We start from the raw sequence: 12114 nt of genomic DNA on the forward strand, positions 1-12114 counted from the left end.
ACCAAAACGTCAATCTTTATTCATTGAAGTAAATATTCAGGTGAAAGCATCAGCAGGCAATGGCATACTGTGCCAATCGATGTAAGGGAGATTATTTTTATGGGTGGTATTAGTGTTTGGCAGTTGCTGATCATACTGGTTATTGTGGTGCTTTTATTTGGTACGAAGCGCCTTAAAGGTATAGGTACTGATTTAGGCGGCGCAATCAAAGGCTTCAAAAAAGCTGTCACCGAAGAAGACAAAGACGCAGACTTTGAACAAAAGAAGCAAGTTGAAGAAAAGTCAGCAGCAGAGCCTGTTTCAACTAAGACGCAGAGCGACGTTAAAGAAAAATCCTAATGTTCGATATCGGCTTTTGGGAGCTATTGGTTATCGGTGTACTGGCGCTGCTTATTTTAGGGCCAGAAAGATTACCGGGTGCCATGCGCTCAACTATAAATACAATTCGTAGCGTGCGTAATGTAGCAACGGGCTTTAAGCAAGAAGTTGAGCATCAGTTGCGCGTGCACGAATTGCATGAAAATTTGAAAAAAGCAGAGCAGCAAGGGCTTAAAGATCTTTCACCTGAACTTGAACAAAGCGTCGATGAGCTAAAAAAAGCTGCAGAGTCGGTTCAAGAACCTTATAAAAAGCAATAGATGTCTGACGCTAATAACCTTATTTCTCATTTAATTGAATTGCGTAGCCGTATTCTCAAAGCCCTTTTGAGCGTACTTATCGTCTTCATTTGTCTTGCGGCGTTTGCGCAAGACCTTTATAAGCTATTGGCGATGCCATTGCTTGAAGCCTTACCTGAAAATGCGAGCATGATTGCAACCGACGTTGCATCACCTTTCTTTGCTCCGTTTAAACTTACACTGGTGTTATCGTTTTTTATTGCTATTCCCTATGTGCTCTATCAAGTATGGGGGTTTGTGGCTCCGGGTTTGTACAGAAATGAAAAGCGCCTGGTAGCGCCTTTACTACTTTCCAGTACGCTGCTGTTTTACGCAGGAATGGCGTTTGCCTACTTTGTGGTATTTCCAATAGCGTTCGCGTTTTTTACAAGCGTAGCTCCTGAAGGTGTAACGGTAAGTACAGATATATCCAGTTATTTGAACTTCGTCTTGAAACTGTTCTTTGCATTTGGGGTCTCATTCGAGATACCGATAGCCATTATCTTAATGTGCTGGACTGGGGTAACGGATGCTAAGTCTTTACGAGCCAAGCGCCCGTACGTGGTTGTTGGTGCATTCGTGGTTGGCATGTTGCTAACACCTCCAGATGTTATCTCTCAAACATTATTAGCTATTCCAATGTGGTTGCTGTTTGAAGTAGGGGTTATTGTTGGGGGATTTTACGCGGGTAAAACACCAAAAGACGATACATCTACTGAAACAACAGACAACACATAGATGTTAAAAAAAGAAAGGAATAAAAATGAAAACCCGACTGCTATCTCTTGCCACTATTCTGTGCGCGTTTGGGGCGTTTAATGTACAAGCTGAGACAGTTGCTGATGCATTGGAGAAATGTCGCAACACGGATAATAGTTTAAAGCGACTTATGTGCTATGACAGCGTCGCGAAATCACTCAACAAGTACGAAGGTTCAGACGCTCAGATTGAGCAACTACAGGCCTACAAGAGCAACAATGGTAATCAGATGAAGCCTCGCCCAGCGCCTGTCGCTCAGGGACAAGTTCAAGCCTCAGAACCTAAGAATGACTTTGGACTTGAACATAAGCGAGATTTGTCTGACGAAGCTTCTGAGATTGCGGTCACTATCGCTTCGATCAAGAAGAATGTGCGTGATAAGCATGTTATAACTTTCAGCGATGGTTCTGTATGGCAGCAAACTGATGGAACCTATATGAAGCTTAAGGAAGGTCAGTCGGTAGCCGTAGAAAGGGGCTTATTGGGTGCATTTTTCCTAAGTGTAGAAGGGCTCAACAAGCGCATGAAAGTGAAACGCGTAAAATAAATGCCTTGGTTTGATGCTGGCGTCAACTTGCTGGATAAGCGATTTGACGCCGATGAAGTTATACAACGAGCAAAAGATGCAGGGGTAGAAAAACTCTGCATTATCACCACGCACCCCAGTGAATGGGACGCTGCAGTAGCGCTATATAATAAGTATCCAACCCAATGCTGTTACACTATCGGTGTCCATCCTCACAATGCAAAAGATGTCACGCCAAGTGATTACAAGCGGTTACGCGAACTTGCACAACAGAATGGGTGTGTTGCAATTGGTGAATGTGGTCTGGATTTTAATCGCAATTTCTCACCACAGCCCGTTCAATTGGCAGTGTTCGAAGCCCAGTTAGACATTGCGGCTGCATTAGGCTTACCCGTGTATCTACATGAAAGGGATGCGTTTGACGAACAAGTCGCGTTATTAACCGAGTATATGCCTCGTATAAAAGGTGGTATTGCCCACTGTTTTACTGGGAATGCAGAGCAGGTTCAGCACTACCTTGCGCTGGGGCTTTATATTGGTATTACTGGCTGGGTATGTGATGAGAAGCGAGGCGAAGCACTACGCGAAGCCGTGAAGTCTATACCTTTAAACCGTCTTATTCTTGAAACAGATGCGCCTTATCTGTTTCCCAAAACCCTTCGACCGAGAAAACGTAATAACGAACCTGCTTTTCTACCCCATATCGCTAAACAATTAGGCGAATATCTGCAAGTTGAGACTGATAAATTACGTATTAGCAGTTATGCTAATAGCTGTGAGTTGTTTTCTCTCAGCTAAACATAGGTTTATATGCAGACAAATCTGAAAGCGATGCGCAAGTATGATGCGGGTCTTATTCTTATCACCCTAGTGGCCGTCGTTGCATTTGTGTCTGTGTTGTTTAGTTTGTCTCCTAACACCAGTGCAACACCACGTTTCTCGCAGCTTACTTATCTCAATGTAGATAATGGCAATGCGCTCGATTTTACTACCATTACTCAAACGCCGCTTACCGACTGGACACCAATATCTTCACCCATTAACTTGGGTATGAACACAAACGTACATTGGTTTTCAATGGTCATTGCGCCAACCCAAAGCAATGAAAGTCGATTTCTATTGCACATCGACTATCCCCTTTTAGATAGTTTAGACGTTGCGATTTACAGCCAAATAGGCAGCACGCCTATTGCTACTTATTCAGGTGGCGATGGCCTGCACTTTGACAACCGGCCTGTTTCTCATGTGAAGCCACTATTCCCCCTACCAGTAAGCGCTCAGTCGCAGCGGGTGATTATTCGAGTACAAACCTCTGGCAGCGTACGCCTTCCTATTCGTATATGGGAAGAAACAGAGTTTATTGCCTATACATCAAGCCGTAACCTGGCATTGGGGATATTTTTTGGCATCTTGGTAGCAATGGGCGTGAGTAACGCATTTTTAACGGTAACGACAAGTAACGTGTCGTTCCTTTATTACTCTGGCTATGTAATGAGTTTGGCGCTTATATTGGCGACGTTACACGGCTACGGCTTCTCCTATATGTGGCCGGGAAGCACATGGTTTCAAGGTAAAGCAATTCTTGTGTTTGCTAACGCGACTATTATGTTTGCGGCGATGTTTACGCGAAGCCTACTACCTATTAGAGCCCACAGCGTAAAGCTAGATAAAATCACACAGGCAATCAGTTGGGTGTGCGGGTTAAGTATAATCCTCGGCCTTATCTTGCCTTACTCGTTCATGATAAAGGCGTTCCTGTTACTGCTTAGCCTCATCGTTATTTTTACTCTTGGGTTAGGTATTTGGCTAACGCTCAAAGGGGTGGTCGTAGCACGTTATTTTACCATTGCTTGGGGTTTTCTATTAATTAGTGGACTAAGTGCGAGCCTTGATAACGTTAATATTATTCAATTGCCTATTTCGTCAAATAACCTGCTGATCATTGGTGGCGCGGTAGAAACGCTTATCTTGGCACTTATCTTAGCGATTAATTATAGCCACAGTCGCGATGATCTCATTGAGGCGCAGCAGTTCGCGCTAGAGCAGGAAAAACAGGCAAATACCGCCAAAGAGAACTTACTTGAAGTACAAAAGCGTTATCAAGATGACCTGGAGTATAAAGTACAAGAACGCACGTTAGAGCTAGAAATTACGTTACGCGAATTGTCTGAAGTTAACCAAGAATTGGAAAGGTTAAATGCAATAGATCCGCTCACGGGAGCGCACAACCGTCGACATTTCGATAAACGTCTGCGTTCTGAAGGGCGACGCAGTAGACGTGAGCAAACACCATTATCTCTCATCATTGTTGACGTGGATCACTTTAAGCAAATTAATGATCAACACGGACATGATGGTGGTGACGCGTGCTTAATTCACGTCACCAATGTCTTTCAGAAGCACATCCATCGCCCTACAGATGACTTGTGTCGCATAGGTGGTGAAGAGTTTGCCATTATATTGCCTAATACCGATCTTGAAGGCGCTTTTCACGTTGCCGAAAATATGCGAGATAGCCTTGAGTCGACCCCACTTGATTACGAAGGGGAAATCATTAAGCTAACTGCAAGCGCGGGCGTTTCTACAACCATTATTATTGATGAAGAGCACGCGCAAAATCTTTTCAAGTTCGCCGACGAATGCCTTTACGAAGCCAAGGCTGCGGGCCGCAATACAGTAATACATAAACATTTACAGGAAAAACTATGACATCTTCACCTTTCCCTCAAAGAAGAATGCGCAGACTACGCGCCAAAGATGCTTTAAGAGGGCTTGTGGCAGAGCACCGTTTAACCACTGACGATCTCATTTACCCTGTTTTTGTACTACCCGGTGAGAACGCACGAGAAGCCGTACCTTCTATGCCTGGTGTGGAAAGACTTTCTATCGATTTGCTAGGGCAAGAAACGGCGAAATGGGTAGAGCTGGGCATTAGAACGATTGCGCTTTTCCCTGTGACACCTATGTCTCTTAAAACCGAGTGTGCAAGCGAAGCGTTCAATCCTGAAGGGCTTGCTCAGCAAGCTATGAGAGCGCTCAAAAAGGCGTTTCCTGAAGTAATGCTGATGTCTGATATCGCATTAGATCCATTTACGTCTCATGGTCAAGATGGCCTCTTAGACGAAACTGGTTATGTGATGAACGACGAAACAGTCGAGGTGCTCATTAAGCAAGCGTTATCGCATGCTGAAGCTGGCGCTGATATTGTTGCGCCTTCTGACATGATGGATGGGCGCATTGGCAATATCCGAAAAGCACTTGAAGAAGCAGGTCACATCAATACGTGTATTATGGCTTATTCTGCTAAATACGCGTCTGCGTACTACGGTCCATTTCGTGATGCCGTCGGCTCCGCTGCAAATATAAAGGGCGGCAACAAGAAAACCTATCAAATGGATCCTGCCAACACCGATGAAGCTCTCCACGAAATTGCGCTTGATATAGAAGAGGGCGCTGACATGGTAATGGTGAAGCCAGGTATGCCGTATTTAGATGTTGTGCGTCGTTGTAAAGACGAATTTAAAGTACCGACATTCGCCTATCAAGTAAGTGGCGAGTACGCTATGCATCAAGCTGCTTTTGCTAATGGTTGGCTAAATGAAGACGCGGTGATCCTAGAATCGTTATTAGCGTTTAAGCGCGCTGGCGCCGACGGGATTCTGACTTATTTCGCTCCGCAAGCTGCTGCGCTTTTAGCGAAGCAAAACGACAAGTAATACCAACAACCAAAGGTTCGACAACAAAAAAGCCGTGCAATGCACGGCTTTTTTTTCATGTTTTTCCGTTTATCGGAATACATATTTAACGCATTCTATCTGTTTGTAAGTGGTTACTTACAAACGAGTTCGCAGCCAGCTTTATGCTGAAGCCAGCATTCATTTGCTAGCTCTGCGTTGATCAAAGGATGCGATTTCAGCCAGCCTTCAGGAAAAGTAAGTGTCCACTTACTTTCTTCGCACTGCAAAGTTACCTCTGGTATATGTTTATTCTGACGACGCAGACATAACACCACTGCTATACGTAAAATTCGCAATAAGCCTTTTAGCATTGGACGGTAGTCTTCGTGGTACTTTTCAAATACGTCTGGCTTTATATTTAATCTATGCTGAGCAACTAAATCGCGGATGGCTGCCCGCTGAAGGCGCGTGAAGCCGGGCAAATCAATGTGACTTAATATGTATTCACCATGCTCATGATGGCGCTTATATTCAATGTGAAGACCTATTTCATGAAGCTGTGCGGCTGCACCTAAAATAGTTTCGGTATCTAAATGACAAATATTCTGTTGTGCACAAAGTTGATGGCATAAAGTAAGCGCTACGTGACTAACCGAGTTCGCGTGACTGGCATCTACATGATAACGATGTTTTGCCTGATTAAGGGTCTGCTGGCGTCTATCATTCTCAGTAACGTTATCTAGCATTCCGTAGATAAGTCCTTCTCGAAGCGCACCACCAGAAATATTCATGTGCTTAATATTTAGCGCTTCAAATAAGCTGATGAGGATCGCTAAACCAGACGGGAAAATAGCTTTTCTGTTATCTTCCAATCCGTCGATATCAAGGGTTTTAATGCTGCCGCATTCAATACATTGCTTTTCTAAATGATACAAATAGTCTAAGCGGATAGCATCACTAATGCCCTGTGCTACAAGAATCTCAGTAATGGCTTGCGGCGTGCCAGATGCACCTAAACAATTCTCCCAATCAAAACACAAAAACGCGCTAGACACATCGGCAATAAGCGCATGTGCGGCTTGTTTGGCATTGTCGAAATTGTCTTCGGTGATAGTGCCGCCGGTGAAATAGCGTTCCATAAACGTTACACAGCCCATATCCAAACTCTTAAGATGGATAGGCTGCATGTCGTTGCCGATAATGATTTCTGTGCTGGCGCCGCCAATATCTATGACTAAGCTATTGCCTTGGTTGGCGGATGTGTAGGCTACGCCAAGATAAATTTGTCGCGCTTCTTCTTCACCGCTAATCACTTCAAGTTTGTGATTGAGAATCTCTTCTGCCTTGCGAATGAATACATGCGCATTGGTTGCCAGTCGCAATGTAGCGGTCGCTACAATTTTAATATTAGAAGGGGGGATATCCTGCAGGCGTTCGGAGAATACTTGCAGGCATTGCCAGCCGCGTTCCATGCTTACGTCATCAAGTGCTAGCTCATCATCTAAACCTGCTGCTAGGCGCACTTTCTGTTTGATTTTCCCTATTATTTGCACACTGCCGTTAACAACGTGAACAATCACCATGTGAAAGCTGTTAGAGCCTAAATCTACGGCGGCGTAATACTCGCCGTAGGTTTGTGCGTCGTGCTGGAGTTCTGCCTGCATAAAACCTCGATTCTTATTGAGTACCTTTACGCCTCACTGTTGCGCTCTGTTGTTTCGGTTTTGAGGCTTTCCACGGCCTCTTCCGTTTCCACGACGTGAAGAATTGCGGTTGTTAGGCGTACGTCTTCTACGTGGTTTTGGAGGCGTTACATCATCAAGTAGAGCACTGCGGTCGTAATCGGTAACCGGTATTGCCTTTTGAATGTATTGCTCAATAGCAGGTAAGTTTAGTGCGTATTTTTCGCACGCGAAACTAATTGCAACACCACTTTGTCCTGCACGGCCAGTACGACCAATACGGTGTACATAGTCTTCGGCGTCGTCAGGTAAGTCGTAGTTGAATACGTGCGTTACCGCGTCGATATGAAGACCGCGCGCTGCAACGTCGGTTGCGACTAAAATATCAAGATTGCCTTTGGTGAAATCTTCTAAGATCCCAAGGCGTTTCTTCTGTGGTACATCGCCGCTAAGCAAGCCAACGCGATGGCCATCTGCGGTAAGCCAGTCGGTAACTTTCTCACAACTATTTTAGTGTTGGCAAAAACAATTGCCTTTTCTGGCCATTCTTCTTCAAGCAGCGTAAGAAGAAGCAGCATCTTGTCGTCATCAGACGGATAAAATAGCTCTTGAGAAACGCGAGTTGCAGTTGTTTGTTCTGGCGCTACCTGTACGTGGGTAGGGTTGTTCATGTGCTCGTAAGCAAGCTCTTGCACGCGGTAGCTAAGTGTAGCTGAAAATAGCATGCTCAAACGTTCACTTGCCGGTGGCATGCGGCGGAATAAAAAGCGGATATCCTTTATAAAGCCTAAATCGAACATGCGGTCGGCTTCATCAAGTACGGCAACCTGAATATTCTTCAGTGTGAACACATTCTGTTTGTAGTAATCCAGTATGCGTCCTGTCGTACCAATTATAATATCTACCCCTTCTTCCAAAGTTTCACGTTGACTTTGGTAACCTTCGCCCCCATAAATCAAACCAAGCGACAATCCAGTATGCTCACTAAGCAGTTTGGCGTCGTTATAAATTTGAACGGCGAGCTCTCTGGTCGGCGCCATAATAATTGCGCGAGGGCCATTTGATTTGCTGTTATCTGCGTTTTCTGCTTTGCTTAGCAAATAGTGAAATGTAGCTACCAAAAAGGCAATGGTTTTACCGGTTCCGGTTTGAGCCTGACCTGCAATGTCGTGACCTTCCAATAAAGGAGGCAGTGCAAGTGCTTGAATTGGTGTACAATGTGAAAAATTAGCTGCCGCCAAGGCGTCAACAACCTTGCCGTTAATCGGCAGGTCAGAAAAGTGAGTATCAGTTAAGTGAGTAGGCATAGCTTATAGCTTATCAGTGCTTGCATTAAAAAACAGTTTCTATATAACACTTATGGTCAGGCTGAGACAAATCAGCGACAGACCAATAATGGAGAAAAGAATGAGCGACAAAATTATCCAGTTATCTGACGATAAATTCGAAGCAGATGTTATCAATGCTGAAGGTCCTGTACTGGTTGACTTCTGGGCCGAATGGTGTGGCCCGTGTAAAATGATCGCACCAATCTTGGAAGAAGTTGCGACCGAGTTTGATGGCAAGTTAACAGTTGGCAAGTTGAATGTCGATGAAAATAACGAAACTCCACCTAAATATGGTATTCGTGGTATTCCTACATTGCTACTTTTCAAAAACGGTAACGTTGCCGCAACTAAAGTAGGCGCGCTATCTAAAGCTCAATTAACAGAGTTTCTTAACGAAAACCTTTAATTGATTTCAAATTGAAAACCGGTGCTAACGAAGCACCGGTTTTTATTTACGCCACAGGGACTAACGTTTCATTCTAGAAGAGCAAGCCACAAATTATTTAACATTTCGGCGGTAAAACGCTGGACGTTGATTAAATATAGTGCTAACTTTTCTTCAGCGCTCATCCGAGCAGCGTTCTGCTTACGCCCACATCAGGGTGATATCAAATCTAAACTAGAACAGAGTGACTTTAAGTCCTGTAAGCGAAGTTCAAGCACAAAGACCCACCAGTATGAATTTAACTGAATTAAAGAACAAACCAATAAGCGAGTTGGTTAACCTGGCCGAGGAGATGGGCCTGGAAAACATGGCGCGCGCCAGAAAACAAGACATCATTTTCTCAATCCTAAAGACACACGCAAAAAGCGGTGAAGACATCTTTGGTGATGGGGTACTAGAAATTTTACAGGACGGTTTCGGCTTCTTACGCTCAGCTGACTCTTCGTATCTTGCAGGACCAGACGATATTTATGTATCGCCAAGCCAAATTCGACGCTTTAACTTGCGTACCGGTGATACGATTGCCGGGAAAATTCGTCCACCGAAAGACAGTGAACGATACTTCGCCCTGCTAAAAATCCGCGAAGTTAACTTCGACAAGCCTGAAAATTCACGTAATAAAATCCTTTTTGAAAACCTTACACCGCTTCACGCAGCAGATCGCTTGCGCATGGAACGTGGTAATGGCTCAACAGAAGACATTACGGCTCGTGTACTAGATTTGGCGTCGCCAATCGGTAAAGGCCAGCGTGGTCTTATCGTAGCGCCACCTAAGGCCGGTAAAACGCTTCTTCTTCAGAATATTGCTCAGTCAATTGCTGCTAACCACCCAGATTGTGAGTTAATGGTATTGCTTATTGATGAGCGTCCGGAAGAAGTAACCGAGATGCATCGTCTTGTTCAAGGTGAAGTCGTTGCTTCAACCTTCGATGAGCCAGCAAGTCGTCACGTACAAGTTGCTGAAATGGTTATCGAGAAAGCCAAGCGTCTTGTTGAACACAAAAAAGACGTGGTTATCCTGCTTGACTCGATTACTCGTCTTGCTCGCGCTTACAACACGGTTATCCCATCATCAGGTAAAGTACTTACCGGTGGTGTTGATGCGAATGCTCTTCACAAGCCTAAGCGCTTCTTTGGTGCTGCCCGTAATGTTGAAGAAGGCGGAAGCTTAACGATTATCGCAACAGCGCTTATCGATACCGGCTCTAAAATGGACGAAGTTATCTACGAAGAGTTTAAAGGTACAGGTAACATGGAATTACACCTTAATCGCAAAATCGCGGAAAAACGTGTATTCCCGGCTATCGACTTCAACCGCTCTGGTACCCGACGTGAAGAACTGCTTACAGCGCAAGATGAACTACAGAAAATGTGGATCCTTCGCAAAATCGTTCACGAAATGTCAGAAATTGACGCAATGGACTTCCTTATCAGTAAGTTGTCGATGACCAAGACAAACGATGAGTTCTTTGACGCAATGCGTAGACAAAAGAGTTAATAGAAACTTAGTAATAAGTTGATATTTAAAGAAAAGGCGCCACTCGGCGCCTTTTTTATTCCCTGCATCGATAAAGCACTTTTCTTATACTTCCGTCTAATACCCTCAGTCTTGTGAATGGGGTATTTTCGTTTGCTTATTGATTTTTAACAGCAATCGTTAGTTCAATGGTGTGTTCTCCCTTGAGATGATTTACTCTGTCTAAAAAACACCAAAGGAAATAATAGTTATGTACCAGAAATTGCTGTCACTCGCATTTGCAGGGTTGGCCTCTGTGTCAGCTGCTAATGCCGCTCAGATCAATGTTGATGAATTAGCGAATAAAGTCGAGCCTGATGTAATTAAATGGCGTCATCACTTTCATGAATTTCCTGAATTATCGAATCGCGAGTTTAAAACCGCTGAATATGTTGCTGACTACCTTGAAAGCCTAGGTTTAGAAGTGCAGACCGGTGTGGCAAAAACGGGTGTGGTAGCTATTTTAGACTCGGGCAAGCCAGGTCCTGTGGTTGCATTACGTGCAGACATGGACGGACTTCCTGTAAAAGAGCAAAACGATTTGTCCTACCGCTCAAAGCAGATGGGCGAATACAACGGAAAAGAAGTGCCGGTTATGCACGCCTGTGGTCACGATACTCACATGGCAATGCTCATGGGCGCGGCAAAAATTCTTACCGAAATTAAAGGCGACCTGAAAGGTAAAGTGAAGTTTATCTTTCAGCCAGCAGAAGAGGGCGCACCCGCTGGAGAAAAAGGCGGTGCGGAAGTTATGGTTGCTGAAGGTGTACTTAAGAACCCTGATGTAGACGCTATTTTTGGCCTGCATATCAATGCTAACACCGATGTGGGTAAAGTGCGTTATAACGCGGGTGGCACCATGGCCGCGGTAGACCCATTTAAAATTGTTATTCACGGTAAGCAAGCCCACGGCGCTTATCCTTGGAAGAGTGTTGATCCAGTGGTTACCGCTGCGCAAATGATCATGTCAATTCAGACTATAGTAAGTCGTGAGTTGAAATTGATTGACGATGCAGCGGTGGTGTCTATTGGCTCTATTCACGGCGGTAACCGTTCAAACATCATTCCAAATGAAGTAGAAATGGTTGGCACAATTCGTACACTCAATGAAGCCGCTCGCGATCACATTTACGAGTCGCTTCCGCGCAAAGTAAAGGCTATTGCTGAAAGTATGGGCGCAGAAGCTGAACTTACGCTACCGCTAGATTACTATTACCCCATTACGTACAACGACCCAGAGCTTACAAAAGCCATGCTGCCTACTATGCAGCGTACCGCAGGCGTTGAAAACACGCTGCTTTCTAAGCCGGTCACGGGTGCGGAAGACTTTTCATTTTTCCAAGAGCAAATTCCAGGTTTATATGTTTGGGTAGGCGGTAAGCCATTAGACGTCTCTGAAGAAGATAGCCCTGCTCATCACACACCGGAATTTTATGTTGATGATGAAGGCATGAAATTAGGCGTGAAGCTTCTAACGAACTTTACCCTAGATTACATGGCTCAACACTAAATCTATTCGCCGGAG

At 44.6% G+C, this 12114-nt stretch carries 11 protein-coding genes and 1 pseudogene; 10 read left to right on the forward strand and 2 right to left on the reverse strand.

All coding sequences use genetic code 11. The features are described 5' to 3' along the window. Nucleotides 1-93: 93 nt before the first annotated feature. Genes tatA through hemB form a run of 7 tightly spaced genes read left to right on the forward strand, consistent with a single transcriptional unit; the run spans nt 94 to nt 5657 of the window. Nucleotides 94-339, forward strand: a complete 246-nt coding sequence (gene tatA / locus MASE_RS01990; protein ID WP_230633705.1) for a Sec-independent protein translocase subunit TatA — start codon at nt 94-96, stop codon at nt 337-339. Further along, on the forward strand, nt 339-638 hold the full coding sequence (gene tatB / locus MASE_RS01995) for a Sec-independent protein translocase protein TatB (RefSeq protein WP_014948087.1): 300 nt from the start codon (nt 339-341) through the stop codon (nt 636-638). The genes tatA and tatB overlap by 1 nt, the downstream gene beginning before the upstream one ends. Further along, entirely contained in the window at nt 639-1394 is a 756-nt protein-coding gene (tatC, locus tag MASE_RS02000) for a twin-arginine translocase subunit TatC (RefSeq protein ID WP_014948088.1), read from the forward strand. It abuts the gene before it with no gap. Nucleotides 1395-1419: 25 nt separating this feature from the next. Next, nucleotides 1420-1962 (forward strand): hypothetical protein, encoded by a 543-nt coding sequence (locus MASE_RS02005; RefSeq protein WP_014948089.1) that lies wholly within the window; start codon nt 1420-1422, stop codon nt 1960-1962. After that, nucleotides 1963-2739, forward strand: a complete 777-nt coding sequence (locus tag MASE_RS02010) for a TatD family hydrolase (RefSeq protein WP_014948090.1) — start codon at nt 1963-1965, stop codon at nt 2737-2739. A 12-nt stretch (nt 2740-2751) separates the two neighbouring features. Beyond that, nucleotides 2752-4650, forward strand: coding sequence for a sensor domain-containing diguanylate cyclase (locus MASE_RS02015; protein WP_014948091.1), 1899 nt, complete (start codon nt 2752-2754; stop codon nt 4648-4650). Further along, nucleotides 4647-5657 carry a porphobilinogen synthase gene (gene hemB / locus MASE_RS02020; protein ID WP_014948092.1) on the forward strand — a complete coding sequence of 337 codons (1011 nt, stop codon included), beginning with the start codon at nt 4647-4649 and terminating at the stop codon, nt 5655-5657. The genes MASE_RS02015 and hemB overlap by 4 nt, the downstream gene beginning before the upstream one ends. 113 nt (nt 5658-5770) lie before the next feature. Here the strand turns inward: hemB and MASE_RS02025 are convergent, their stop codons facing one another. Then, nucleotides 5771-7282, reverse strand: coding sequence for a Ppx/GppA phosphatase family protein (locus tag MASE_RS02025; RefSeq protein WP_014948093.1), 1512 nt, complete (start codon nt 7280-7282; stop codon nt 5771-5773). A 33-nt stretch (nt 7283-7315) separates the two neighbouring features. Continuing rightward, nucleotides 7316-8607, reverse strand: a pseudogene (rhlB, locus tag MASE_RS02030) (ATP-dependent RNA helicase RhlB). Between the two features lie 100 nt (nt 8608-8707). Here rhlB and trxA point away from each other — a divergent pair. The 3 genes from trxA (at nt 8708) to MASE_RS02045 (ending at nt 12099) form a co-directional block, all read left to right on the forward strand. Further along, nucleotides 8708-9034 carry a thioredoxin TrxA gene (trxA, locus tag MASE_RS02035; protein ID WP_012517074.1) on the forward strand — a complete coding sequence of 109 codons (327 nt, stop codon included), beginning with the start codon at nt 8708-8710 and terminating at the stop codon, nt 9032-9034. Nucleotides 9035-9305: 271 nt separating this feature from the next. Continuing rightward, nucleotides 9306-10571, forward strand: a complete 1266-nt coding sequence (gene rho / locus MASE_RS02040; RefSeq protein WP_014948094.1) for a transcription termination factor Rho — start codon at nt 9306-9308, stop codon at nt 10569-10571. A 229-nt stretch (nt 10572-10800) separates the two neighbouring features. Further along, nucleotides 10801-12099, forward strand: a complete 1299-nt coding sequence (locus MASE_RS02045) for an amidohydrolase (protein WP_014948095.1) — start codon at nt 10801-10803, stop codon at nt 12097-12099. Nucleotides 12100-12114 lie beyond the last annotated feature (15 nt).

This window comes from Alteromonas macleodii ATCC 27126, assembly GCF_000172635.2.
Classification (GTDB): Bacteria; Pseudomonadota; Gammaproteobacteria; order Enterobacterales; family Alteromonadaceae; genus Alteromonas; species Alteromonas macleodii.

What these genes read in the sequence shown, in the direction of transcription:
- tatC (WP_014948088.1), top strand. Translation starts at nt 639, where the DNA reads ATGTCTGACGCTAATAACCTTATTTCTCATTTAATTGAATTGCGTAGC.
- tatB (WP_014948087.1), top strand. Translation starts at nt 339, where the DNA reads ATGTTCGATATCGGCTTTTGGGAGCTATTGGTTATCGGTGTACTGGCG.
- MASE_RS02015 (WP_014948091.1), top strand. Translation starts at nt 2,752, where the DNA reads ATGCAGACAAATCTGAAAGCGATGCGCAAGTATGATGCGGGTCTTATT.
- MASE_RS02045 (WP_014948095.1), top strand. Translation starts at nt 10,801, where the DNA reads ATGTACCAGAAATTGCTGTCACTCGCATTTGCAGGGTTGGCCTCTGTG.
- hemB (WP_014948092.1), top strand. Translation starts at nt 4,647, where the DNA reads ATGACATCTTCACCTTTCCCTCAAAGAAGAATGCGCAGACTACGCGCC.
- rho (WP_014948094.1), top strand. Translation starts at nt 9,306, where the DNA reads ATGAATTTAACTGAATTAAAGAACAAACCAATAAGCGAGTTGGTTAAC.
- MASE_RS02025 (WP_014948093.1), bottom strand. Translation starts at nt 7,282, where the DNA reads ATGCAGGCAGAACTCCAGCACGACGCACAAACCTACGGCGAGTATTAC.
- MASE_RS02010 (WP_014948090.1), top strand. Translation starts at nt 1,963, where the DNA reads ATGCCTTGGTTTGATGCTGGCGTCAACTTGCTGGATAAGCGATTTGAC.
- MASE_RS02005 (WP_014948089.1), top strand. Translation starts at nt 1,420, where the DNA reads ATGAAAACCCGACTGCTATCTCTTGCCACTATTCTGTGCGCGTTTGGG.
- trxA (WP_012517074.1), top strand. Translation starts at nt 8,708, where the DNA reads ATGAGCGACAAAATTATCCAGTTATCTGACGATAAATTCGAAGCAGAT.